The sequence below is a fragment of the Deferrisoma palaeochoriense genome (assembly GCF_054656955.1).
This window is the reverse complement of sequence record NZ_BAAHXI010000061.1, coordinates 1-24,055: the sequence shown is the minus strand read 5'-3', so window position 1 is coordinate 24,055 and position 24,055 is coordinate 1. Positions and strand designations below refer to the sequence as shown.

Genomic DNA, 24,055 nt, shown 5'->3' with positions numbered 1-24,055 from the left:
GCCGGGTGGGTGTCTGTTGGAACGCAACTTGGTATCAGGGTAGGCCGAAAAGGGGCAAAATCTCCTCGAGCCGCGACACCACGTGGTCCGGACCGGCCCGGCGGATGGCGGCTTCCGGGCTTTCCCCCCCGAGCACGATGGCGACCCGGAGGCCCGCGGTCCGGGCCGCCCCGACGTCCGAGAGGCTGTCGCCCACCATCAGGCTCTCGTCCGGTGCGCAGCCGAGGGCTTCGAGGGCCCGCAGAAGGCCCTCGGGAGAGGGCTTCAGGTCGGTGACGTCGTTTCGGGTGACGACCACGGGCAGCAGTTCCCCGATGCCCAAGCGGGCCAGAACCCGGGCCACGGCCAGGCGGCCGACGTTGGTGGCGAGGGCGCGGGGGATCCCGCCGCGGGCGAGGGTGGAGAGCACCCTCTCGGCCCCGGGCCGGAGACTCCAGCGGCTTGCGGCGTCGAGGTCGTAGTGGTCGTAGATCGGGGCCAGGGCCCGGACCAACCGGCCCCGTGCGTCGGCGTCGGGAGCCCGGCGCCGGCCCTCGCGCAGAATGCCCGCGTAGTTGAGCCCCTCGAACGCCTCCGGCGCGCAGCCGAGCACGGCGGCCGCGGCCTCGCGAAGCCGAGCCTCGGCCTCCTCGAGGTTCCACTGGAAATCGACCAGGGTTCCTTCCAGATCGAACAGGGCGCACCGGAGCATGTGTTCTCCTTTTGCTGAGGCCAACGAGGGACCTAGGGCGCGGGCGGGGGGCTGGCTCCCGGCCGGGCGCGAGTGCAGCAATCGACCGCCGCGCCGTTTCATGCCGTCGTGAGCCCGGTGTGACAGGGCCCCCGGGCTTTCCAAGTAACTTCGGTCGCCGGTCGGCGGTCCCTTGGGCCCAGGCGCGGCGGCCGCCCCTGTGGCCGAAACCGAGAAGGTATTGCCCTTGCGAGCTGGCCGCCCAGCGGCCTACGGAGCTTCCAACTCCAGCATCGGCCCCTGGGGGCCCGGCCCCGTGACCCGGCCGGGGAGGTCGTCGATCCGCCGAGTCCCGGCGTACCACATAGCGGTGCGCAGTTCCCGGGTGAGCCGCTCCACCTCGGCAACGACGCGCTCGGCAGACTCCCACCCCCAGCGCAGGAACGGCAGGGCCATGCCCGCCGCCCGGGCGCCCAGGGCGAGGGCCTTGGCGATCTCCACCCCGTTCCGGATGCCGCCCGAGGCGATGACAGGGACGTGGGGCGGCAGGAGCCGAAGGGCGTCGGTGAGCACCTCCGCCGTGGGCCGCCCGATTTCGGAGAGGGCCGGCGTGGGACGGGGCGACCCGGCGAGTTTCTCCACCAAGGCCCAGTTGGTGCCGCCGGCCCCGCCGGTTTCCACCGCTCCCAAGGGGATGTCGCGGATTCTTTCCAGAAAGAGCCGGGGGAGCCCGAACCCCACCCCCTTCACCACCACCGGCACCGGAAACCCGTTGCACAGGGCCGCCAGCCGGTCCAGGAGGCCCGTGAAGTCGAGGTCGCCGTTCGGCTGGAGCGCCTCGTGGAGGGGGTTCACGTAGAGGGAGAGGGCGTCGGCTTCGATGAGTTCCACCGCGCGCAGGCAGTCGTTGGCCGTGAGCCCGTGGTTGAGATGCACGAGCCCAAGGTTCGCGACGAGGAGGGGGAGCTTGGGGGCAACCCGGCGCACCCGATACGAGGAAAGGAGTTCCGGGTACTCGAGCAGAAGGCGCTGGGACCCCACGGCCATTCCCAGACCCGCCGCCTCGGCCGCCACGGCCAGGTTGCGGTTGACCCGCTCGGACGCTTTGCCACCCCCGGTCATCGCCGAGATCAGGATCGGCGCCGACAACGTCGTTCCCAGGAGTGGGCACGAGATCTCCGTGTCCGAAAACCGGAACTCCGGAAACCCCGCGACGAGGCGCCAGCGTTCGAGCCCGTTACGCAGCGGCCCCTCCACCTCACCGGCGAGACAGGCCTCCAGGTGCCGATCCTTGGCGGCAGAGGGGTCGGGTTTCGGGCTCAGGCTTCGGAGAACCACACCACCACCTCGTCGCCGTCGCGAAGACCCAGGCGGTCGCGCAACCGGTCGGCCGCGATGATCTCCACCAGGTCCTCCGGGTAGGAGGGAACGTGGGGCACGACGACCACGGCCGCGATGCCCTCCGGCAGGGTCACGGGGTGGACCGCGGCCGAACAGAACGAAGGGTCCGCAGGCTCCAGAAGGAACCCGGGGACCCTTCGGATCCGCCGCCAGCGGGCGAGGGAGGCCTCATCCCGGAGCTTGAGGTTCAGGGTGCCGGGGAACGGCCGGAACCCGGCCGCCCGTTCGAGTTGTTCCACCACCCACGGGAGCCCCACGAACCCCCCCGCCTCCCCCCGCCCGGCGGAAACCACCCCCAAGATCGTTGTGGATCGGGTCAAAATTTGGCCCCTTAGTGGGGGTAAGCGACGTCCGGGCCCGGGATCGGTTCGCCGAGCCGGTGACTCCGGTGGCCATACCGGATCACCGGGGTTCCGCCGGGCGCGTCCCACGCCGTGACGACGCCGAGGATGAGGTCGTGGCTCCCGCAGGGGGTGATGCCCACCACCCGGCATTCGTAGTGGGCCGCGGCGCCCTTGATCCGGGGACTCTCAACGGTTCGGGGATCCGTGAACTCGAGCCCCAGTTTGGAGAGCTTGTCGGGGTCCGACCCCGACAGGGTGCCCGCCGCAAGCGCGGCCCGGTCCTGGGCCTCGTCCACGAGGTTGAGGGTGAACTCCCGGGCCGTCGTCACCAACCGGTGGGCGGTGGTGCCGGGGCGGAGATACACCGCGGCCATCACCGGTTCGTACGAAACCCACATGGTGGTCACGGCGACAACGTCGGTTTCCCCGCCGGCGCGCACGCACAGGAGGAGCTCGGGGCAGGGCAGGCTCGACAACAGGGTTGTGCGGTCTTCTGCGGACATGGGAATTCCTCCTCAGGGGGCGCCGGGGGGAAGCCGCCGGCGGGCGGCTTCCCCCCAGGCGCGGACTTCAGGCCGTCGTCTGGGCCTTCTGCACGGGCACCCCGGCCAGGAGGCGCCCCACGATCGCGTCCAGGGCGGACTTGGGCCTCTCCTTGGTCACGGCCTCGGCTTGCTTTTGCGACCACACGGTCTCGGGCCGGGCCTGGAGGATCACGATGTTTTCCGGGAAGGGAAGGTCCGCGTCCACGGCCCACTCCACGTCCATGGGCCGGCCGTAGTGCTTCTCGATCCGCCGGGCCAGTTGGGTGAGTTCCCGGATCTCGTCGTCGGTGAGGGAGGGCTTGTTGTGGTCCTCCTCCGGTACGGGCAGGAACTCGACCCGCCCGGTGGCCGGGTTCAAGAGGTAAGCGGCGGGCTTCGGCACGACGGTACGCCGGATCACGTCGAAGGTGACCTTGTCCACCAGGAAATCGTCGGGGGTGACGTCGCCCGACACGACCCCCTCCCCGAAGCCCCAGGCCGAGTTGATCGCCACCTTGGACCGGTCTCCGTTCAGGGGGTTCAGGGTGAAGAGCACCCCGGAGGCCCGCGAGCGCACCATCTTCTGGATCCCCACCGAGATCCGGACGTTTTCGTGGGTGAACCCCTTCTCCTCCCGGTAGGCGATGACCCGGTCGCTAAACAGGCTCGCCCAGCACCGCTTGACCTTGTCCACCACCTCGTCCTCGCCCCGGACCCAGAGGTAGGTGTCCTGCTGGCCGGCGAACGAGGCGTCGGCCATGTCCTCCAGGGTCGCGCTGGAGCGCACCGCCACCGGTAGGTCCTCGACCCCGCACCGGTCACAGAGTTCCCGGTACGCCGTGCGGATGGCCCGCTCCACCTCGGCGGGGATCGGCGCGGCGAGGACCATCTGCCGGGTCTCCTCCCCCACCTCGTGGATGGGGACGCCGTCGCGGATCCGGCGCAGTACCTTGCAGATCGGGTCCTTGATCCCGGCCACGGTCAGGAAGTGGTGGTACGCCTCCGTGGTCACAGCGAACCCGGGCGGCACCCGGATCTCGGCGGCCAGGAGCTCGCCGAGGCTTGCGCATTTCCCCCCCACCAGCGCCGTGTGGTCTTTTCGGCACTCCTCGAACCAGGCGATGTCTTTGCGCTCCATCTCACCCCTCCAGAATGGTTACGACCCCGGTGCCGCCGTCCACCCGGACCTTCTGGCCGGTGCGGAGCACCTGGGTCCCGTTGCCCGTGCCCACCACAGCCGGCAGGCCGTACTCGCGGCACACGATGGCCGCGTGGCACATGACCCCGCCCACGTCGGTCACGGCCGCCTTGATCTTGGTGAACGCCGGCGCCCAGCTCGGGCTGGTGGTGGGGCACACCAGGATCTCGCCCTGCTTGAGATCCGAAAGCTCGCCCACCGTCCGACACACCCGCACCGGCCCCTCGACCACCCCCGGGCTTCCGGCGAACCCGGTGAGTTCCGTGATCGGGCCCTCGCCGGCCTCCTTGCCCTTGGTCCAGGCGGCCATGCTCTCGCTCGTGATGCCCCACAGCATGATCGTGAAGGGCTCGGTGATCGTCGCCGGCACGGTGCCCAGGGCCGGGGGCGCGGTCCACTGCTTGAACTTCTCCATCACCTGCTTGCGCCAGGCGATCTCCGGGCCCCAGTGGAGCTTGCCCATGGGCTTGACGCCGGTGGCCCAGGCGGTCACGAGGTCCCACAGGGCCTGGCGGATCTCGTGGCGGTTCAGAAGCCAGATGTCCTCCACGTCGTCCCAGAACCCCGCCGCCACGAACCGGCGGGAGACCTCGCGCATCTTGTTCCAGAAGATGGAGTGGAACCAGTGCTCCACGTAGAACATGTGGTTTTCCACGTAGGGGAACACCATCTGGGCCGTGGCCAGGAGCTGGTCGAAGGTCTGCTTGTCCTCCTCGGAGGGCAGGAGGTCGCGGTACTCGTTGATGATGCGGTCGCGTTCCCTCTTGAGTTCGCCCAGGGGCCGCTCCAGCGACTCGCCCCGCTTGAGCTTCTGGATGTACATCCGGATCGAGGTCAGGGGGATCTCCAGCTCGTCGATCCAGGCCGGATCGTGGTGGAACCATCCGGTGCCGGTGGAGATGTAGAACCACGGGTACTTGGCCTTCTCGAACCGCTGCTCCCACAGCCGGCCGTCGCTCGTCTGCTGGAGCGCGTCGAACAGCTCCTGCACCGGCCGTTCCCTGAGGATCTCGTCCTCGATGCCCAGTTCGCAGGCCATCTTGGCCAGAGCTTTCAGCTCCTCATCCGGCTGGTAGAGGATCACCTCGATCCCGCTCACCATCTGGGTGATCCGCTGGAGCGGAATGTCGGGGAACGCCTTCTGGCAGAAGTCCACGAGCGTCACGTACGCCGCATACCCGAGGTTCAGGAACTCGAAATGGTACTGCCAGGCGAGGATCCCCAGGTTGATCAGCCGGTCGTAGGCCGTGAGGAGCTTGTAGCCGCTGCTTTGCCCCTCCCCCGCGAAGACGACCGACTCGTCCTCCCGTTCGGGCAGTTCCGGGATCACGAGGGCGTCCAGTTCCTCGATCACCCCCTTCATCTTGGTTTCCCACTTGGCGTAGAGCTCGTCCCAGTTTTGGTAGTAGTACCCGGCCCGTTTCATGAAGGCCTCGACCCGTTCGGGGATCTGGGAGGGGTCGGGCACCGGCACCGGGGAGATGTACACCCGGCCGTTGACCACCCGGTGGTCGATGCCGAGGGCCGGGGGCACGATGAAGATCCGGGTGTTGTACTGGGAGAGCGCCAGGTACCAGGCCTCGTCCCAGATGATGTCAAAGGGATACAGGGGCTCCGGGTAGTGGAGCGCGTCGCAGAACCAGACCGTGGACTCCTCGTAGCGTTTGCGCTCGGGGTCGTCGGCCCGGAACCGGTAGTGGTACGGGTACATCCGCTCCCAGCCCTCGGTGCCGGGGATGGTGGGGAGTTCGTGGGGGCTCGGAAAACCGCTGCCGTTCGCCATGGGGGCCTCCTTTCGTGGGATGAGGCAAGGGTGCCGGTCCGATTCGGGACTAGCCCCTGCAGGGTTTGTGCCAAACACGGTGTTTGTTGATTCGTGCGGGCATAATGTGGCTTGCGGGCGGTAGAAAAGCGGAAAAAGCGTCCCGCATGCCGCATTGCGTGGTGCGTGCCGATGTGCCGCAAGAACAGGGTTTGGAAATGCGCCGCCGCTGTCGCAGCCGCGGCGAGGGGCCTTTGCCGTGAACGGGGGACGGGGTTCTGCTATGCTCGCCCGCCGGTTTCGCCGTCATCCCCCGAGGCGTCGAGGGGTGTGCCGACCCCGATTGCCGAGCCCAGAGAACGGAAAGCCCATCCCCGTGACCGAACCGTTTCGCCCCTGTTTCTCGCTTTTGGCCACGGACCCCACCGGAGCCCGGAGGGGCCGGCTGCACCTGGCCCACGGCACCGTGGAGACGCCGGCGTTCATGCCGGTGGGCACCCAGGCCACGGTGAAGGCGATGACCCCCGAGGAGCTTGAGGCCCTGGGGGCCGAGATCATCCTGGGGAACACGTATCACCTGTATCTGCGGCCCGGGTGCGAGGTGATCCGTGCGTTCGGGGGGCTCCACCGGTTCATGCACTGGGACCGGCCGATCCTCACCGACTCCGGCGGGTTCCAGGTGTTCAGCCTCGGCCCGTTGCGGAAGGTGCGGGAGGAGGGGGTGGAGTTCCAGAGCCACCTGGACGGGAGCCGCCACCTCCTGACCCCGGAGAAGGTGGTGGAGATCCAGGAGGTGTTGGGTTCCGACGTGATGATGGTGCTCGACGAGTGCCCGCCCCACACGGCCGAGCGGCCGTACCTGGAGGAGAGCCTCGCGCGGACCCACCGGTGGGCCGAGCGTTCCCTCGGGGCCCGCACCCGGCCGGAACTGGCCCTGTTCGCGATCCTCCAAGGGGGCGTGGATCCGGAACTGCGCCGCCGGTCCGCCGAGTTCCTGCGGGAGCTGCCGTTTGAGGGGTACGCCCTGGGGGGGCTTTCGGTGGGGGAGGGGCAGGAGCTCATGCTCCGCACCGTCGAGGCGACCACCCCGTTCCTGCCGCCGGACAAGCCTCGGTACCTGATGGGGGTGGGCACCCCCGAGGATATCGTGGAGGCGGTGGCCCGGGGCGTGGATCTCTTCGACTGCGTCTTGCCCACCCGAACTGCCCGAAACGGTTTGCTCTTTACTTCACGAGGTCGGCTTGTTATAAAGCACGCTCGTTTCGAGCGGGACCCGCGCCCGCCCGATGAGACCTGTGGCTGCTACACCTGCCGGAACTACTCCCGGGCCTACCTGAGGCACCTCTACAAGTCCCGAGAAATCCTGGCCTCGCGGCTGAACACCCTCCACAACCTCCACTTTTATCTGGATCTGATGCGCCGGATCCGGGAGGCCATCGAGGAGGGCTCGTTCGCGCGCTTTCGCGAGGCGTTCCGGGAGGCGTGGGCCCGGCGCGACGCTTCCGAACAACTTGCGTAGTCCAACAAGGAGAATCGTCGAGATGGATTTTCTGTTTCCCGCGACCGCGTTTGCCATGGGGGGCCAGGGGCAGGGGGCCGGGGGCCAGGGCAACCCCATCGTGAGCCTCCTCCCGCTGATCCTCATGTTCGTGATCTTCTACGTGCTCCTGATCCGGCCCCAGCAAAAGCGCCAGAAGGAGCACAAGGCCATGCTGGAGGCCTTGCAGCGGGGCGACGAGGTCATCACCACCGGCGGGATCCACGGCAAGGTCACCGGCGTTACCGATGAGGCCGTGACCCTCGAGATCGCCCCCAACGTGAAGATCAAGGTCTCGAAGCCGGCCATCGCCACCGTGAAAAAGCGGGGCGGGTAGTCGCGGTCCGGAGCGCGTGGACGGGGAGTGTGGTCTGCCCGGCCAACGGGGGGCAGGGCCCCTCTGCTTCCCGGCTTCCTAGCTTCCCAGCCTTCTCGCCTTCCAGCGCCGAGCTCTACGGAAGGAGTGTTCGATGTCGCTGAGCCTCAAGTGGAGGGCCGCCATCGTGGCGGCCGTGACCGTTTTGGGGATCGTGTTCCTCTTGCCGACCCTCATGGGCCCCGATGCGAAACTGCCGGGGTTTTTGGCCGAGAGGCGGCTCCATCTGGGGCTCGACCTCCAGGGCGGCATGCACCTGGTCCTCGAGGTCCAGGCCGAGAAGGCCGTGGAGCAGGCCGTGGAGCGGATGGCGGCCGAGCTCAAGGAGGCGCTCCGGGAGGAGCGGATCCGGGCCCGGACCGTGGAGGCCCGGGGTAAGGAGATCCGGCTCGTGCTCCGGGACGCCGAGGCGGCCGACCGGCTGCAGGCGCTCCTGGACGACGACTACCCGATGCTTCGCCCTAAGGCCCGGACCGAAGAGGGGGGGCGGGTCGAGATCGTGCTGGCCCTCGACCCGGCCGAGGCCGAGCGGATCGAAAAGTACGCCGTGGACCAGGCCATCGAGACGATCCGCAACCGGGTGGACCAGTTCGGCGTGACCGAGCCCACCATCGTGCCCCAGGGGGAGCGCCGGATCCTCATCCAGCTCCCCGGCATCAAGGACCCGGAGCGGGCGATCCGGCTCATCGGCAAGACGGCCCAGCTCGAGTTCCGGCTCCTGGCCGAGGACGTGAGCGTGGACGAGGCGCTCAAGAACGGCCCACCGCCGGGCACCGAGATCCTCTACGAGCACCAGGTGGACCCGGTGACCCGCCAGGTGGTGGGCCGCCGGCCCCTGGTGGTGCAGAAGCGGGTCCTGATGGGCGGCGACGTTATCACCGACGCCCGGGTCCAGATCGACCAGCGCTACAACGAGCCCTACGTCACCCTGAACTTCGACAAGCGCGGGGCCCGGATGTTCGAGCGGATCACCTCGGAGAACGTGGGCAAGCGCCTGGCCATCGTGCTCGACGGCGTGGTCCAGTCGGCCCCGGTGATCCGGGAGCGGATCGCCGGCGGGCGGGCCCAGATCACCGGCCGGTTCAGCCTGGAGGAGGCCCGGGATCTCGCCATCGCCCTTCGCTCCGGAAGCCTGCCCGCGCCGGTGGAGATCCTGGAGCGCCGCACCGTGGGCCCGTCGCTGGGGCACGACTCGATCCGGGCGGGGCTCACCGCGCTCGCGATCGGCGGCGCCTTGGTGGTGCTCTTCATGGCCGTCTACTACAAGTGGGCCGGGGTGGTGGCGGATCTCGCCCTCATCATGAACGTGGTCCTGATCCTGGGCTGCCTGGCCCTGTTCGAGGCCACCCTGACGTTGCCGGGCATCGCGGGCATCGTGCTCACGGTGGGCATGGCGGTGGACGCCAATGTGCTCATCTTCGAGCGGGTGCGGGAGGAACTGCGGCTCGGGAAGTCGCCCGTGAACGCCCTCGAAAGCGGGTACGCCAAGGCGTTCTCCACCATCCTCGACGCCAATGTGACCACCTTCATCGCTGCGGCCGTGCTCTGGCAGTACGGCACGGGGCCGATCAAGGGGTTTGCGGTGACGCTCGCCATCGGCATCGTGGCCAGCATGTTCACGGCCATCGTGGGCACGCGGGTCATCTTCGACGCGTTCCTCCGGCGGCGCACCATCCGCCGGTTGAGCATCTAAGGGCCGGAAGGGGTCAACCATGGAAATCATCCGTCCGGGCACGAACTACGACTTTCTGGGAAAGCGCAAACTCTGGTTCGGGGTGAGCCTGGCCATGATCCTGCTGGGGCTCGCGAGTTTGGTGGTGCGGGGAGGCCCGCGCTACGGCATCGACTTCGCGGGCGGCACCCTGATCCAGGTGAAGTTCCACAAGCCGGTGAAAGCGGGGGACATCCGCTCGGCCCTCGCCGACGTCATCCAGGGCCAGGTGGTGGTCCAGGCCTTTGGGGAGGAAAACGAGTACATCCTCCAGACCGAGCAGAGCTCCGGGGAGCTCGAGGGGCTGGCGAAGCAGGTCCACGACGCCCTGGCCCAGAAACTGGGGGACGACACCGTGGAGATCCGCCGGGTCGAGATGGTGGGGCCCAAGGTCGGGAAGGACCTTCGGGAGAAGGGGCTCCTGGCCGTGCTGTTTTCCCTGGGGGCGATCCTTCTCTACATCTGGTGGCGGTTCGAGCTCCGGTTCGGGTTCGGGGCGGTGGCCGCGCTGTTTCACGACGTGCTGATCACGATCGGGGCGTTCTCGCTCTTCAACAAGCAGTTCGACCTCACCACGGTGGCGGCGCTTTTGACCATTGTGGGGTACTCCCTCAACGACACCATCGTCGTGTTCGACCGGATTCGGGAGAACATCAAGCGCACGGGAGGCAAGGGGGATCTCGAGGCCCTGATGAACCGCAGCGTCAATGAGACCCTGAGCCGGACGCTTCTCACCTCGGGCACAACGCTCCTGGTGGTCATCGCGCTGTTCCTCTTCGGCGGCGGGGTGATCCACGACTTCGCGTTCGCGCTGCTCGTGGGTATCGTGGTCGGAACCTACTCGTCCATCTACATCGCGAGCCCGGTGGTGCTGGCCCTGGAGAAGCGGGCCGGCGGCGCCCGGGCCGTGGAGTCCCGGGCCTGATGCCCGAGCGGCGCTGGCGGATCCGGCAGACCGAACCCGGGGCCTGGGAGGAGCTCTCCCGGGCCCTTGGCGTTTCGGGGCTCGTGGCCCGGGTGCTGGCCTCCCGGGGCTTCCGGCCGGGAGCCGATGCGGAGGCGTTCCTCGCGCCCCGGCTGTCCTCGCTGCCGGACCCCTTCGGGATTCCGGGGATGGCCGAGGCGGCCGAGCGGGTGGCCCGGGCCGTGGAGGCCCGGGAAGAGCTCTGGGTGTACACCGATTACGACGTGGACGGGGTGACCTCGGCCGCGCTTTTGGCCGAGTTCCTGGAGGCCTGCGGGGCGACGGCGCGGTGCCGCCTGCCCCGGCGCGACCGGGAGGGGTACGGGCTCAAGGCGGAGGCCCTGGAGGAGATGGCGGCCGAAGGGGCACGGGTCGTGGTGACGGCCGACTGCGGCGTCCGGGCGGTCGCGGCGGCCCGCCGGGCCCGGGAGCTCGGGGTGGACCTCGTGGTGACCGATCACCACACGCCGGGGGAGGAACTTCCCGACGCGGCCGCCGTGGTGAACCCCCGGTTGCCCGGAGGGGCCTACCCCGAGCCCGCCCCGGCCGGGGTGGGGGTGGCCTGGAACCTGGCCGCGGCGGTGCGCTCGGTGCTTCGGGGGCGGGGCTGGTTCGGGGCCCGCCCCGAGCCGGATCTCCGGGCCTGGCTCGATCTCGTGGCCGTGGGGACCGTGGCCGATATGGTGCCCCTGAGGGGAGTCAACCGGGTGCTCGTGGCGGCGGGGCTCGGGCTCTGGAACCCCCCCCGGCGCCCGGGCCTTCGGGCCCTGGCGGAGGTGGCGCGCCTCCGGCCGCCCCTCACGGCGGGGAACCTGGGGTTTCACATCGGGCCGCGGCTCAACGCCGCCGGCCGCATGGAGGGACCCCGGGCGGCCCTCGATCTCCTGCGGGCGCGGGGGGAAAACGAGGCCCTGGGCTGCGCGCGGGCGCTCGACAACCTCAATCGCCAACGTCAGGCCGAGGAGCGGGCCGCGCTCGCCGCGGCCCGGGAGCGGGTGGAGCGGGAGGGCTGGTGGCCCGGCCGGTGGGGGTTCGTGGTGGAGGGGAACGACTGGCACCCGGGCGTCGTGGGCCTCGTGGCCTCCCGGATCGCCGAGGCGTTCCACCGGCCCACCGTGGTCCTGGTGCCCCAGGGGTCCACCCTGAAAGGGTCGGCCCGGTCCGTGCCGGGCCTCCACCTGGTGGAGGCTCTGGAGGACTGCCGGGACCTCCTGGTGCGCTACGGGGGGCACGCGGCCGCCGCGGGCCTGGAGCTCGAGGCCGACGCCCTGCCGGCGTTCCGGGACCGGTTCGACGGGGCCGTGCGCCGGCGGCTCCGGGAGGAGGACCTGGTCCCCGTGCTCGATTTGGACGCCGAGCTGCGGCTCGGGGAGCTCGATGAGCCGACGGTGGCGGAGCTGGCCCGGCTCGAACCCTTTGGGGTCGGAAACCCCAGGCCGGTCTTCGCCCTCCGGGAGCTCTCGATTCGTTCGGTGCGGGATCTCGGCGCCTCGGGCGAGCACAAGGCCCTGGTGGTCGAACGAGACGGCGTGCGGATCGAGGCGGTGGCCTGGAGGGTTCCGGAAGACTGGGCGTTTCTGGCCCCGGGGGCCCGGGTGGACCTGGCGGCGACGGCCGAGCTCCACACTTGGAACGGCCGCACGTCGCTTCGGCTCACGGTGAAGGACGCCCGCCCGGCCGGTTGACCCGGACGGCGGCGCCGAGGGGAAAGGGAGGTTCGGCGTTCCAGCCTCCCAGCGGTCCAGCCTTCCAGCGCGAAAGGGCCCCCTGCGGGTGATCCGCAGGGGGCCCTTTCGGTCCTACTGCTTGAGCATGAGCGAGGGGAGCCAGGTCACGGCGTCGTGCCAGAACGCCACGATGATGAGCCCGATGACCTGGATGACGACGAACGGGATGATGCCCTTGTAGATGTGCCCCGTGGTGACCTCTTTGGGTGCCACCCCTTTGAGGTAGAACAGGGCGAACCCGAACGGCGGGGTGAGGAACGAGGTCTGGAGGTTCACCGCGATGAGCACGGCGAGCCACAAAGGATCCACGCCCATGGAGATCATGATCGGGGTGAGCACGGGCACGTGGATGAACGTGATCTCGATGAAGTCGAGGAAAAACCCGGCGATGAAGATGATACCCATCACGATCACCAGGATGCCCCATTTGCCGAACGGGAGCCACTCGATGAACGCCCGCACGACGTCGTCGCCGCCCATGCCCCGGAACACGAGCCCGAAGGAGCCCGCGCCCACGAGGATGATGAACACCATGCAGGTGAGTTTGGTGGTGGCCTGCATGACCTCGCGGACGATCTGGAGGTTCAGCCGGCCCTTGAACGCCGTGAGGATCGAGGCGCCCACGGCCCCCAGGGCGGCGGCCTCCGTGGGGGAGGCGATGCCCGCGAAGATCGAGCCCAGGACCGCGAGCATCAAAAACGCCGGAGGGATCAGGGCCACCAGGACCCTCCGGGCCAGGGCCCAGCCCTGGACCTGGGCCCGTTCCTCGGCGGGGATCGGGGGGGCCCACTCGGGCCGGAGCATGCCCACGATCAGGATCCAAAGGATGTAGAGCACCACCAGGATGAACCCCGGAATCACCGACCCGATGAAGAGATCGCCGATCGGCACGTTCATGATGTCGCCGAGGAGCACGAGCACGATCGAGGGCGGGATGATCTGGCCCAGGGTGCCCGAGGCGGCGATCACCCCTGTGGCAAGTTCGGTCTGGTAGCCCCGGCGGAGCATGGTGGGGAGCGACAGGAGCCCCATGGTTACCACCGTGGCGCCCACGATGCCGGTGGAGGCGGCCAGGAGCGCCCCCACCACGACGACCGAGATGGCGAGCCCCCCTCGCATCCGGCCAAAAAGGAGCGCCATGGTCTCCAGGAGTTCCTCGGCGAGCCCCGAGCGCTCGAGCATGACCCCCATGTACACGAACAGGGGCACGGCGAGCAGGGTGAAGTTGGTGACCGTGCCCCAGATCCGAAGGGGCAGGAGGTTGAAGAAGTCGAACCCGAACCCCACATACCCGAAGAAGAGCGCCGTGCCGCCCAGGGTGAACGCCACGGGGTACCCGAACAGGAGCACGGCGAAGAGCACCCCGAACATGATGGCGGGCAGAACCTCGTGGATCACGTCGATGAGGGGTTCGAACCGTTCGGGGAACTCGACCCAGCCTTCGAGGCTCGCCTTCACGGCGAAACCGAAGGCGAGGAGCCCGAGGCCGGCCAGGATCCAGGTGACGGCCCACTTGCGGCCGTGGCCGCCCCCGGGCGCCGGGTTCTCCCGGAGGAACCGGTAGTTCTTGATCGCCTCGGCCACGCCCTGGAGGAGGAGGAGGAGGAACCCCAGGGGAATCATGGCCTTGAGCGCGTACCGGGCCGGCAGGCCACCGGGATCGGGCGAGGTTTCCCGCACGGCCCAGGAGTTCATCACGAACATCTTGGTGCACCAGATCACCAGGATCGCGAAGGGGATGAGCGCGATCAGCGAACCGATCAGGTTGATCCAGGCGCGCTTTCGCTCGTCGAGTTTGGCGTAGATGATGTCGACCCGGACGTGCCCGTCTTCCTTGAGCGTGTAGGCCGCCCCGATCAGGAACACGATGCCGAAAAGATGCCACTCGAGTTCCTGCAGGGCGATGTTTCCGTGCTGGAACCCGTAACGCATGATGGTGTCGTAGGCCGTGAGCAACACCATGCCGGTCGTGAGCCACGACACCGCCCTGCCCACCCCATCATTGAGCCGGTCGATACCTCGGGCGAGGGCATCCAGGGGACCCATCGGACCTCCTTTCCGATTCCGGTGCACGTGTGTTTGGCGGAGATAAACTTGGAAAGGTTCTGGAAAATCGCGACGGAACCCTACCATAGCCGGGACTCAAGATTCCAGTAAGGCCGGCGCCCGGTTTGAAGAGCAACCCCTTGGATGCGGGGGGCGGAGAAAGGTTCCGGGCCATCAAACGGCGTGGGACCTGTTCCGGCCTGGGAGCAGTCGCCCCAGAAGGGCGCAGCCGGCGACGGCGAGGATCACCCGAGGGCCCAGGATCCACCTTCCGTGACCCCCCAGGACGACGAACAACAGGGTGTCCTCCACCACCGCGTGGCAGGTGCACAAAAAGAGCGACAGCAGAAAAATCTCCCTGGGCGTCATGCGGCCCGACCGGCTTTCCTGGATCAAAATGCCGGCCCCGTACACGATGCCCAGGAACACCCCGGCGGCCAGCCCCACGGCCGCGCCCTCGCCGAGTCCGATCCGGCGAAGCGACCCCGCGTAGGGGCCGAGTCGCCGCCGCACCCAGGGGCGGTCGCGGAGCACCTGGAACGTCACCGTAAGGGGCACGATCACGGCGGCCACCTGGAGGAGGGTGACCAGGGCGTTGCCGAGCGAAGCAAGTATGCTCACGGCATCACCAGGTTCACCAGGAAGCCGGCCGAAAGGCCCAAGCCCACCCGGGTCGCGGCGAGGAGAACCCAACGGGGGCAGACCTGGCGGATCACCGCCGTCTCGATCACAAGCGCGTGGGACAGCCCGAGCACGAGCCCCAGGATCGTGATCTCCCGGGGGGTAAGGTGGAGCGGAGCCATGGCCCCGATGGCGGCGTAGAGGTTCACGCCCATCCCGGCCACCAGGGGCAGGGCCGCCTCGCCGGGGAGCCCGATCCATCCCATAACGGGCGAGAGCGCCCCCGCCACCCAGGGGAGCACCGGGGTTCGGGCCAGAAGATCCACGAGGACGTAGGCCGGAAGGAGCACCTTGGCCAGGATGACCAAGGACGTCGCGCTCTTCCGGAGCCCCTCGCGCACCGAATCCCGGAGTGGGGGGGCGGATTCCCGACGCGAGGAGTTCGAGGGCTCCACCGGCTACACCCCCAATCGGCGAAAGGAAAGGTCTAAGAAAATTTCCATCCGTTTCACTTTTTTCCCGGAAAGGGGATTGACAAGGTCATGGAACGGTTCTAAATATATGACCGGAACGTTCCCCCGTTAGCCCCGGCCCTTTCCTCCTGGGGTCGGGGATTTTTTTTGCCTTGGCTCCGGGACCCTTCGGTCCACCCCGCGAAACCCGTGGGTGGCCTTCTCCCCACCCACCGGGTGGTCTCCGGCAAGAGGATCCTGTCGCCAATGCGGGCCGGGTACCCCGAAATCCGCAAGGCCGTCCGGCCGTTCTCCGTGTCCTCCGTGCCCTCCGTGGCCCCAACAAGTTTTGCCCCCGGGCGAACACCTCCCGGAGTTTCTATCCCCCGAACTCCCGGCGCACGTACCGGCGTACCGTGTCCTCCAGGTCCTCGTTCCAGTCCCGGTGGTAGATGGTGCGGGTCGCGATCTCCACGGCGGCGATGGCCGCCTGGATCTTCTCGGGCAGCCGTCCCACCCGCCGGCGGAATTTGGGTGTCTCGGCCACGATCGGCGGCAGGTGGGCCAGGAGGACGCGGCGGTACGCCGGCTGCTTGAGGAGGTCCGGGCGGGTCCGGAACAGTTCGAACAGTTCCGCGTACCGTGCGTTGATCTCGCGGCTCACCTCGGCCGAGATATCGGTCAGAAGCCTCGTGCGGCCCGAGGCCTCCCAGCGCCGCAGCAGGAGCCGGGCCTCCTCCTCGGCCCGACGCTCCAGGAGTCCCAGCACCTGCCCCACGTAGGTGGGCTTTACGGCGAGAAACTCGGCGTCGGTCATCAGCAGGTTCGCGAGGATCTCGTAGGACGAGCTGATAACCCCGCATTTGTTGGCCGAGGCGTCTCGAATCACCACCACGCCGCACCGCTGAAGTTCTTCCCGGGCCTTGGGTGTGAGATAGGAGTTCGCCCCCTCCACGATGGCCCGGCACGTGGGCCTACCGTTGGCGTCGAGCAGGTTCTGCCAGTTCGTGTCGTCGATGGTCTCCGGCCGGCCCCCGCCCGGGATGAAGAGGTCCGCCGGCACCCGGAACACGGCGCCGTCGAACTCCCGGTGGAACTCGTCTGTCGTGACCCAGTGCTCCTCCACCCCCTCGGCCGTGCGCACCCACTTCCGGTAGAGCTCTCGGAGCCCCTCCCGCTTCCGATCCCGGCGCAGGAGCAGGAACCCGCCCGGGTGGAGCTTCTCGGGCCGGAAGGCGTCGATGTTGTCCTTGAGGATGAGGCGGCCGAGTTCCTCCCAGTCGATCCCTTCGGGATCGTAGAGCACTCCCGAGCCGGCCACGATTAGGCGGAGCGAGGCCCTGGGGCACCGCTCCCGCAGCAGCCGCATGGCGTTTCCGGCCACGTCGCCGTTGGTGCCACCGGTGATCTTCACGGTGAAGGGATCCCGGGCCATGTCGATTCCCAGATGGCCCATCACGATCTCGGCGAACCGGATGACTCCGAGGGAGGTGACCCCGTACTCCTTGTGGTTGATGCCAACCCGCTTGGACGAGATGATCCCCTTGCCGAGCACGTAGCCCCGCCGCACGGCCTCCCGGGCGATCAACTCGATCATCTCGTCGTGCATGTTCTCGTCGGGGCCGAGTTCGATGGGTTCGTCCTCTCCGTAGTAGTCCACCACCCGCGGGTGCAGGGCCCTTCCGTTTCGCGTGACGAAAAGATCCAGGAAGGCGTGGAGGAAGCCGTACTGGAGTTTGTAGAGCCGCTGGGTCACCAGCCCCGGGTCCGCAAGGTCCGAGGCGTCCATCACCACGGTCATCTTGGACCCGCCCTCGTAGATATCTTTGTTCTTGAGATGCTGGGTGTGCGCGAGCACGTACACCTCCCGAAGGAGCGTGTTCGCATTGGTCACAAAATCGTCGGGGCTACGGCAGATAATCGTGCGCCATCCCCCCCGGGCGATGTCGGAGAATCCCACGTGGTATCCGGCGCCGTGGCGGCCGAAGAAGAACGTGATCCGAAACGGCTCGCCCTCGGGTAGGTCCGCGGTGAACTCGGGGCCCAGCGCCTTGAGGTACGCCGGGTCGAGCCGAAAGCCCAGGGCGTGCTTCTCGGGGACGAAGAAGTTGGTCTTCAGGGTGTGGTCGATCAGGAGGAGCGCCGTGCGAAAGATGGTGCGGCGCACCTCGTCCAGGTGCCGGTGGCCGGTGTTGTAGTTGTCCACGAGGGCCTCCACCTCGGGCTTGGCCCGGGCATAGGCCTCGTCTCGGTCGGACCGGTCGGGGTCGAACCGGGTACGGAACAGCCGGACCAGGGCCAGGGCCACGTCTGGACTCGCGTAGAACGCCCGCTTCACCTCCCCCAGGTCAAACCGGTCGGGCTGGTTGTGGGCGAGGTTCGTGTGGCAGAACGCGATCAAGGCGTTGGTGAGGGTGGCGTCTTCGCCGGTCATCGTGCCCTTGGGGACGAACTCTTCATACAGGGGGCCGCTGGGGGAGAGGATCTGGGTGTTGTAGAGCTCCGCCTGGAGCGTCCGGAAGAGCGCCGAATCCTTTCCCAGGAGTTTTCCGTCCCGGGTCGTCACGTAGAACGTGCCCAGGAAGTACGGGTGGACCCCCGTGGAGAGGGTGAGGCAGTAGGCCCGGCGCACCCCCAGGTCGAGCCGGTTGAACACCTCCATGGCCTGGGCCAGGAACCCGGGCTGGGGCGGGTTCCCCACCGCGAACAGCAGCCGGGACTCCCGGTGGTGCACCACGTCCTCGGTGTTCTCCACGTCGAGGTAGAGCCCGCCGTGGCGCCGGGCCGTCTGGTAGAGCCAAAGGATCCGGGCCACCCGTTCGGGGGGCGAGATCCGAACGTAGTGTTCGTTGTTGAGCCACAGGAGGCCCAGGACCTTGTCGAGTTCCGCAAAATCAAACCCTGGGTACATCCGCCGGAGCGCCCGGGCGACCCCCCGCCTGGTCGCCTCGGGCAGTTGCGGCCGGGGGGCTGAGGCGATCTCGGCGTGGGGTTTGGGGTCGAACTCGAACCGCTGGATCTCGAGTTCGCACCCTAGGTCGGGGACCGAGTCGTAGGAGTGGGTGACCTCGGCGTACGAGATCTCCCGGTCGGCGAGATCCCGAAACGACCGGTACACGGTTCCGGGCAGGTTCATGCAGGCGAGGATCAGCTTTTTTTCCTGCTCGGTCAGGATGAGTCGCCGGCTGTGGGTGAGCCCCCCGAGCCCGGACGCCAACTGCACCAGGGCCTCGGTCTCCTCCTTCATCGTGATAAAAAAGTACGGGTGCATGTGGTCGCGGAGCCACTCGAGGTTCCGGAGCGCCTGCTGGTGGTGGGTACGGAGCGCCCGGCGAAGGTTGCGGTAGACCGGTTTGGCGGCGTCTGGGTACATGGCGGCCTCCTGAAGAGTTTGATGAAACGAAACAAGTCCCATCTACCAGAGCCCGGGACCGGAGTCCAGGGCCAACCGGTGTCTCGGGATCAGTTCCGGGCGACCCGAAACAGGGTGCGCGCCGAGGCCGGCCCGAGCCAGGCCAGCGCGAGCCCGAGCGGCAAAACGTAGTACACCACCCGGTACACGAACACGGCCGCGAGCGCCGGTTCCAGGGGCACCCCCATCGAGACCAGAACGGCCGTCATGCCCCCCTCCACGAATCCGATCCCCCCGGGGGTAAACGCCGCCGCCCCGGCGAAGATGCCGATGGCGTACCCGGCCAACAGGGGGGTCCAGGGGGCCGGGTGCCCGACGGCACGGAACGAGAACGCCAGGCACGCGAGCGCGAGCCCCCACTCCCCGGCCACCCAGAGGAACGCGCCCGCCAGCCCCTCGGGATGGGACCGGACCCAGCGGGCCGCCCGGTCAAACCGGTGGTGGGTTTCGACCTCCGTATCGCGGGAAACCCCGGGGAACCGGAGCCTCCTGTGGGCCCAGCGGTAGGCCCGAAACCCCAGGTAGAGCACCCGGTGCCGGAACCGGTGATGGAGGAACGCGGCGGTGAGCGCTCCGAGGAGCCCCAGGCTCAAGGCCACAAGCGCGAGCCTCGGCGCCGCGCGGGACCAGGGCAGCTCCCCGGTGAGGAGCGGTAGGCCGAACCCGGCCGCCACGAACAGCAGGAGCACGGCGTTCATGAGGGTGGTGTGGAGCATGGACACCAGCGCGTTGTCCGAGGGGTGGAGGCCCTCCCGGTGGAACAGGGCGAGCCGAAGGCCCACGCCACCGACCCCGCCGAACGATACGAGGTAGTTCAGGGCCGTCGCGAGAAACCCCACCCGCAGGGTTCGGCCCAGGGGGAGCCGGATCCCCAGGGCCTGGAGAAGCGCCGCGAGGCTCGCCCCGCCGCAGAGGTAGCTCCCCGCCGTGGCGAGGATCGCGATCCCCAGGGGACCCGGCCGAAGCTCCGAGAGGTGGAGCCCCACCCGGCGGAGATCGCCGGCCAGGAACAGGCCGCAAAAGATCAGGATCCCGAGGCCGAGGAGAGAAAGTGCGGCACGCCGGATCATCGCCGGGTCCCGGGCTCCAGGCGCACGGTGGCCCCGTAGTAGGCGCCGGTCTCCCCGGCGTCGGTCAGGAGCACCGGCACGGCCTCGTTGACGCCCAATCCGAGCCCGGCCCAGCCCCCCCGGGGCACGGCGGCGCAGCCGGGATGGAGGTCCGGATCTTCGCGGACGACTCCCTCCAGTTCCCCCACCTCCCCGACGATCCGCACCGGGTCTCCGGGCGCGAGGCCGAGGCGTTCCGCCACCGACGGGTGCACCCGGACCTCCAGCGGGCCGGTCTGCTCCTCCGGGAGCATCTGGGAGTGAAGGGCGTCGGGCCGGATGAGGGTGAGGAACCGGAGGGGCAGGGCGGGGGCGGGCTCCCCGTCCACCCGTTCGAGAAACCGAAACCGGCCGTCCGGATGGGCGAACCCCTCGGTCCATGCCACGGCGGGCCAGGGCATCCGGGCCCAGCCGGCGGCGCGAAGGTCCCGGAGTGTGGGCCCCCCGGCGGGAAGGCAGGCTTCGAGCCAGGCGTCTCGGTCGGAAAAGGGAAACCCCACCGCGAGTCGGCGGGCCACCTCGGCCACGATCTCGAAATCGCCCCGGCACCCCTCGGGCGGGTCCACCACCTTGCGCACGGCGCCCACCACGTTGGCCCAGTAGGATCCCACCAGGTCCTCCTCCTCGAGCCAAAGGGCCGGGGGGAGCACCACCGTGGCGTGGCGGGCCGTTTCGGTCCAGAATCCGTCCACCACGATCCGGGTCTCGATGCGCGAGAAGGCATCCACGAGCCCCTTGGTGTCGGGGGCCTGGTTGAGGAGGTTCGACCCGGCCACCCAGACCACCTCCACGGGCGGATCGGCAAGGGGAAGTTCCCGGGCGAGGGCCGGAAGGAGGAGGGGCGCCGGGGCCCTCGCGTCGGCCCGGGGTCGGGGAAGGTGCCGGGATGACGGGACGTTGAAGTAGAACCCCCCGCCCCCGATGCCCAGGCTCCCGGCCAGGAACGCCAGGGCGTGGATCGCCCGGACGTTCTGGGCCCCCAGGGGGTGGCGCTGCACACCCCAGCCGACGACGGTGGCCACCTTCGGGGTGGCGGCGTAGAGGTCCGTCAGGGCCCGGGCGTCGGCGAGAGCAACGTCCGCCGCCTCGCACCACGCCTCGGCCGACCGCGAGAACGCGAGGGCCCGAAACGCGTCGGCGTTGGCCGCCCGGTCCCAGGGCGGCGTGCGGGGTTCGGCCTCGAGGAACAGCCGGGCGCAGGCCAGGGCCAGGAACCGGTCGGTGCCGGGCCGGACCCGAACGAGCCGGTCGGCCAGCCCCCGAAGCCCCGAGGGGTCGGGGCTCACGGCGATCACCGGAACCCCGCGCCTTCGGGCCGCGGCCACCTGGGCCGCGGTGTGCACCGAGCTCGCCCGGGGATTTTTGCCCCAGAGCACGATGGCCTCGGCCCGGTCGATCTCCAGGGGGTCGTTCATGTCGAGCCGGCCGGCGTCGGCCTCCACCGCGGCGATGCCGGCGCCGTCGCAGAGGCTCCCCCGGGTCCCGCGAGCGCCCAACGCCCCCATCAGATAGTCCAGCGCGGCCTTCGAAACCCCCATGGATCCGGCGCCCCGCACCCAGAGGATCCGGGCCGGATCGCGGCGGCGGGCCCGGTCGAGGGCCTCGCACACGCGGTCCAGGGCCTCGTCCCATGAGGCCGGCCGAAAGCCCTCGCCCTCGCGCACCCAGGGCTCCCGAATCCGGTGGGGGCTCGTGAGCCGCGCCGGGTACCGGCGGATCTTGGCGCAGGTGAAGCCCCGGGTGTAGGGGCTTGCGGGGTTCCCCCGGAGCCGAATCCCCCCGGCCTCCACCCGGCACAGGACGGAGCAGCGGTCGGGGCAGTCGAGGGTGCAGGTGGTCACCGTGGGCATGGGCCTCCTCCGGGAACGCCGGGCAGGATACCCCAGCGTGGCCCGGTCCGCCACCGCCCCTGGGGAGCGACGCGGCATCGGGGCGGTGGTAGGATAGGGCGCCTTGCCGCGAGCGAGGTGTGTTGCACCACGGAGAGCACGGGGGAGGCACCCCGGTTTGCCCCTCCGGCCCCTCCCACCAAAGGAGCCGTCGGAGCCTTGGAACCGAGCGAGGTGATCGTCGCGCGGGACGTGGTGAAGACCTTCGGCGCCGTGCGGGCCGTGGACGGCCTCTCGTTCGCGGTGGAGTCGGGCGTCTGCTTCGGGCTCCTGGGCCCCAACGGCGCGGGCAAGACCACCACGGTGCGCATGATCTACGGGTGCTCGCCCCCCACCGCGGGGGAGCTTCGGGTGTTCGGCCTCGACGTGGTGCGCCACCGGCGGGCCGTGGCCGCCCGCACCGGGGTGTGCCAACAGGACAACAACCTGGACCCGGACCTCACCGTGGAGGAGAACCTCCTCGTCTACGCCCGGTACTTCGACCTTCCCCGCGACGTGGCGAGGAAGCGCTCGGAGGAGCTCCTGGACTTCATCGCCCTGGGGCACCGCCGGGGGGCGCGGGTCCAGGAGCTCTCGGGCGGCATGATGCGCCGGCTCATGATCGCCCGGGCCCTGATCCACCGGCCCGCCCTCCTCATCCTCGACGAGCCCACCACCGGCCTCGATCCCCAGTCGCGCCACCAGGTCTGGGAGCGGCTCGACGAGCTCAAACGCCGGGGGATCACGGTGGTTCTGACCACCCACTACATGGACGAGGCCGCGCGGCTCTGCGACCGGCTCCTCATCGTGGACCACGGGAAGGTGCTGGTGGAGGGGAGCCCCCGGGAGCTCATCGCGGCCCACGCCGGCCGGTACGTGATCGAGGTGGCCGAGCCCTCGGCCGAGGCCCGGGCCTTCGTGGCCTCCACCGGGTACCGGAGCGAGGACCTGGGCCACCGGCTCCTCGTGTACTGCGACGACGGGGAGGCCGTGTTCCGCCGCCTGGCCGAGGGGGCCTGCAGGGGCGGGTGCACGCTGCGCATGGCGACCCTGGAGGACGTGTTCCTGCGCCTCACGGGACGGGAGCTTCGGGAATGAGCCTGGAGATCGCGGGCATCTCGTACCGGTTCGTCCGGGTGTGGCAGCGCAACTTCACGGTCTATCAAAAGACCTGGAAGATCGGGTTCCTGCCCCCGCTCCTGGAGCCCCTGTTCTACCTGGTGGCCTTCGGGGCGGGCCTCGGGGGCTTCGTGGGCGAGATCCACTACGTCGGCCGGGAGATCTCGTACGTGGCGTTCATCGCCCCGGCGCTCGTGGCCGTCACGATCATGTTCAACGCGTTCTACGAGAACACCTACGCCTCGTTCGTGCGCCTCCACTTTCAAAAGACCTTCGACGCGATCCTCGCGACCCCGCTCTCCCTGGAGGACGTGATCGCGGGGGAGATCGCCTGGGGCGCGACCAAGTCCGTGATCGCCACCGTGCTCATGGTGGCGGTGCTCGCGCCCTTCGGACTCATCCGGATGCCCGGGGGGCTCCTGCTCGTGCCCCTGGCCCTTCTCGGCGGGTTCGGGTTCGGGGCGCTCGGCATGTGGTTCACGGGGCTCGTGCCAACGATCGAGGTGTTCAACCTGCCGGTGTTCCTGGCCGTGACCCCGATGTTTCTCTTCAGCGCCACGTTCTTCCCCCTGGAGGCCCTGCCCGCCTGGGGGCAGAAGGTGGCCTTGGGGCTGCCCCTCACCCACCTCGTGCTCCTGGCCCGCGACTGGTCCCTCGGGCGGTTCCACCCGGGCCAGTGGGCCTCCCTCGCCTACCTCCTCGCCTTCGCCGGGGTGTGCTTTCCCCTGGCCCTTCGCCGCATGCGCCGCCGGCTGATCCGGTGACGGGGCACGCCTCTTCTTCCCGCTAGGGCGCGGGGCCGCCGGGACACTGGGAAGGTCCCCAGGGCCCCTTCGGGGCCCCGCTACGCAGGACTGTAACATCCGAGTCAGGGTTTAGGGTGGGAGCGGCGCCCATGTCAGGTGCCAGAGGACAGAAGACAGAGGACAGGGGGTTTCTGACATCTGTCCTCTGAATTCTGACCCCCGATACGGCAGCCGCTCCCACGGGTTGGCCGACGCGACGACGTCGGGATCCCGAATGTTCTTAGCCGCCTAGCCGCCGAGCAGCCCAGCCGCCTAGCCGAAGTTACTTGGAAGCTCCGGTAGACCGCGGGGCGCGGCCTGTTCGCAGAAACAATAACTTCCGCCTCGGCCACACGGTGGCCGTGGCCGTCTGGACCAGCGGACCGACGACCGCGGGACCGGCGACCGTGGACCGAAGTTACTTGGAAG

General features: G+C 69.1%; 19 protein-coding genes. 7 read left to right on the top strand and 12 right to left on the bottom strand.

Annotation, left to right across the window (positions count from 1 at the left end; translation table 11 throughout):
- Nucleotides 1-34: 34 nt before the first annotated feature.
- From ACYQ8L_RS14775 to ACYQ8L_RS14750, 6 genes are all read right to left on the bottom strand, one after another.
- Nucleotides 35-691 carry an HAD family hydrolase gene (locus tag ACYQ8L_RS14775; RefSeq protein ID WP_459942577.1) on the bottom strand — a complete coding sequence of 219 codons (657 nt, stop codon included), beginning with the start codon at nucleotides 689-691 and terminating at the stop codon, nucleotides 35-37.
- 249 nt (nucleotides 692-940) lie between these two features.
- Nucleotides 941-2,008: a type 2 isopentenyl-diphosphate Delta-isomerase gene (fni, locus tag ACYQ8L_RS14770; RefSeq protein ID WP_459942576.1), complete on the bottom strand. Its 1,068-nt coding sequence runs from the start codon at nucleotides 2,006-2,008 to the stop codon at nucleotides 941-943.
- Complete coding sequence (locus ACYQ8L_RS14765; protein ID WP_459942575.1) at nucleotides 1,990-2,391, bottom strand: DUF120 domain-containing protein; 402 nt, start codon at nucleotides 2,389-2,391, stop codon at nucleotides 1,990-1,992. Before ACYQ8L_RS14765 ends, fni begins: the two co-directional genes overlap by 19 nt.
- An 11-nt stretch (nucleotides 2,392-2,402) precedes the next feature.
- The gene (locus ACYQ8L_RS14760; protein WP_459942574.1) at nucleotides 2,403-2,918 is read right to left on the bottom strand and encodes a flavin reductase family protein; all 516 of its coding nucleotides are present in this window, start codon (nucleotides 2,916-2,918) and stop codon (nucleotides 2,403-2,405) included.
- Between the two features lie 67 nt (nucleotides 2,919-2,985).
- Entirely contained in the window at nucleotides 2,986-4,077 is a 1,092-nt protein-coding gene (locus ACYQ8L_RS14755) for a PEP/pyruvate-binding domain-containing protein (RefSeq protein ID WP_459942573.1), read from the bottom strand.
- Between the two features lies 1 nt (nucleotide 4,078).
- Nucleotides 4,079-5,920, bottom strand: coding sequence for a PEP-utilizing enzyme (locus ACYQ8L_RS14750; RefSeq protein ID WP_459942572.1), 1,842 nt, complete (start codon nucleotides 5,918-5,920; stop codon nucleotides 4,079-4,081).
- A 355-nt stretch (nucleotides 5,921-6,275) separates the two neighbouring features.
- Between ACYQ8L_RS14750 and tgt the strand changes: the two genes are divergently transcribed.
- From tgt to recJ, 5 genes are all read left to right on the top strand, one after another.
- The gene (gene tgt, locus ACYQ8L_RS14745; protein WP_459942571.1) at nucleotides 6,276-7,418 is read left to right on the top strand and encodes a tRNA guanosine(34) transglycosylase Tgt; all 1,143 of its coding nucleotides are present in this window, start codon (nucleotides 6,276-6,278) and stop codon (nucleotides 7,416-7,418) included.
- 22 nt (nucleotides 7,419-7,440) lie between these two features.
- On the top strand, nucleotides 7,441-7,773 hold the full coding sequence (gene yajC, locus ACYQ8L_RS14740) for a preprotein translocase subunit YajC (RefSeq protein ID WP_459942570.1): 333 nt from the start codon (nucleotides 7,441-7,443) through the stop codon (nucleotides 7,771-7,773).
- Nucleotides 7,774-7,906: 133 nt separating this feature from the next.
- Complete coding sequence (gene secD / locus ACYQ8L_RS14735) at nucleotides 7,907-9,505, top strand: protein translocase subunit SecD (protein ID WP_459942569.1); 1,599 nt, start codon at nucleotides 7,907-7,909, stop codon at nucleotides 9,503-9,505.
- Between the two features lie 19 nt (nucleotides 9,506-9,524).
- Nucleotides 9,525-10,448, top strand: a complete 924-nt coding sequence (secF, locus tag ACYQ8L_RS14730) for a protein translocase subunit SecF (protein ID WP_459942568.1) — start codon at nucleotides 9,525-9,527, stop codon at nucleotides 10,446-10,448.
- Nucleotides 10,448-12,172, top strand: coding sequence for a single-stranded-DNA-specific exonuclease RecJ (gene recJ / locus ACYQ8L_RS14725; RefSeq protein WP_459942567.1), 1,725 nt, complete (start codon nucleotides 10,448-10,450; stop codon nucleotides 12,170-12,172). The genes secF and recJ overlap by 1 nt, the downstream gene beginning before the upstream one ends.
- 114 nt (nucleotides 12,173-12,286) lie before the next feature.
- On the opposite strand, the gene ACYQ8L_RS14720 is transcribed toward recJ, so the two are convergent.
- The 6 genes from ACYQ8L_RS14720 to ACYQ8L_RS14695 all read right to left on the bottom strand — a co-directional run bounded on the left by ACYQ8L_RS14720 (nucleotide 12,287) and on the right by ACYQ8L_RS14695 (nucleotide 21,704).
- On the bottom strand, nucleotides 12,287-14,260 hold the full coding sequence (locus ACYQ8L_RS14720) for a TRAP transporter large permease subunit (protein ID WP_459942566.1): 1,974 nt from the start codon (nucleotides 14,258-14,260) through the stop codon (nucleotides 12,287-12,289).
- Between the two features lie 174 nt (nucleotides 14,261-14,434).
- Nucleotides 14,435-14,881: a nucleoside recognition domain-containing protein gene (locus ACYQ8L_RS14715; protein ID WP_459942565.1), complete on the bottom strand. Its 447-nt coding sequence runs from the start codon at nucleotides 14,879-14,881 to the stop codon at nucleotides 14,435-14,437.
- Nucleotides 14,878-15,282, bottom strand: coding sequence for a nucleoside recognition domain-containing protein (locus ACYQ8L_RS14710; protein ID WP_459942564.1), 405 nt, complete (start codon nucleotides 15,280-15,282; stop codon nucleotides 14,878-14,880). Before ACYQ8L_RS14710 ends, ACYQ8L_RS14715 begins: the two co-directional genes overlap by 4 nt.
- Before the next feature lie 430 nt (nucleotides 15,283-15,712).
- Nucleotides 15,713-18,706: an NAD-glutamate dehydrogenase domain-containing protein gene (locus tag ACYQ8L_RS14705; protein WP_459942563.1), complete on the bottom strand. Its 2,994-nt coding sequence runs from the start codon at nucleotides 18,704-18,706 to the stop codon at nucleotides 15,713-15,715.
- Nucleotides 18,707-18,795: 89 nt separating this feature from the next.
- Complete coding sequence (locus ACYQ8L_RS14700; RefSeq protein WP_459942562.1) at nucleotides 18,796-19,815, bottom strand: lysylphosphatidylglycerol synthase transmembrane domain-containing protein; 1,020 nt, start codon at nucleotides 19,813-19,815, stop codon at nucleotides 18,796-18,798.
- Nucleotides 19,812-21,704, bottom strand: a complete 1,893-nt coding sequence (locus ACYQ8L_RS14695; protein WP_459942561.1) for a molybdopterin-dependent oxidoreductase — start codon at nucleotides 21,702-21,704, stop codon at nucleotides 19,812-19,814. Before ACYQ8L_RS14695 ends, ACYQ8L_RS14700 begins: the two co-directional genes overlap by 4 nt.
- Before the next feature lie 198 nt (nucleotides 21,705-21,902).
- On the opposite strand from ACYQ8L_RS14695, the gene ACYQ8L_RS14690 reads away from it, so the two are divergent.
- Complete coding sequence (locus tag ACYQ8L_RS14690; protein WP_459942560.1) at nucleotides 21,903-22,820, top strand: ABC transporter ATP-binding protein; 918 nt, start codon at nucleotides 21,903-21,905, stop codon at nucleotides 22,818-22,820.
- Nucleotides 22,817-23,605 (top strand): ABC transporter permease, encoded by a 789-nt coding sequence (locus ACYQ8L_RS14685; RefSeq protein ID WP_459942559.1) that lies wholly within the window; start codon nucleotides 22,817-22,819, stop codon nucleotides 23,603-23,605. The genes ACYQ8L_RS14690 and ACYQ8L_RS14685 overlap by 4 nt, the downstream gene beginning before the upstream one ends.
- Nucleotides 23,606-24,055: the final 450 nt, after the last annotated feature.

Coding starts and splice junctions, on each gene's coding strand:
- ACYQ8L_RS14775 (WP_459942577.1), bottom strand. CDS start 691: ATGCTCCGGTGCGCCCTGTTCGATCTGGAAGGAACCCTGGTCGATTTC.
- ACYQ8L_RS14760 (WP_459942574.1), bottom strand. CDS start 2,918: ATGTCCGCAGAAGACCGCACAACCCTGTTGTCGAGCCTGCCCTGCCCC.
- ACYQ8L_RS14755 (WP_459942573.1), bottom strand. CDS start 4,077: ATGGAGCGCAAAGACATCGCCTGGTTCGAGGAGTGCCGAAAAGACCAC.
- ACYQ8L_RS14750 (WP_459942572.1), bottom strand. CDS start 5,920: ATGGCGAACGGCAGCGGTTTTCCGAGCCCCCACGAACTCCCCACCATC.
- yajC (WP_459942570.1), top strand. CDS start 7,441: ATGGATTTTCTGTTTCCCGCGACCGCGTTTGCCATGGGGGGCCAGGGG.
- secD (WP_459942569.1), top strand. CDS start 7,907: ATGTCGCTGAGCCTCAAGTGGAGGGCCGCCATCGTGGCGGCCGTGACC.
- secF (WP_459942568.1), top strand. CDS start 9,525: ATGGAAATCATCCGTCCGGGCACGAACTACGACTTTCTGGGAAAGCGC.
- recJ (WP_459942567.1), top strand. CDS start 10,448: ATGCCCGAGCGGCGCTGGCGGATCCGGCAGACCGAACCCGGGGCCTGG.
- ACYQ8L_RS14720 (WP_459942566.1), bottom strand. CDS start 14,260: ATGGGTCCCCTGGATGCCCTCGCCCGAGGTATCGACCGGCTCAATGAT.
- ACYQ8L_RS14705 (WP_459942563.1), bottom strand. CDS start 18,706: ATGTACCCAGACGCCGCCAAACCGGTCTACCGCAACCTTCGCCGGGCG.
- ACYQ8L_RS14700 (WP_459942562.1), bottom strand. CDS start 19,815: ATGATCCGGCGTGCCGCACTTTCTCTCCTCGGCCTCGGGATCCTGATC.
- ACYQ8L_RS14695 (WP_459942561.1), bottom strand. CDS start 21,704: ATGCCCACGGTGACCACCTGCACCCTCGACTGCCCCGACCGCTGCTCC.
- ACYQ8L_RS14685 (WP_459942559.1), top strand. CDS start 22,817: ATGAGCCTGGAGATCGCGGGCATCTCGTACCGGTTCGTCCGGGTGTGG.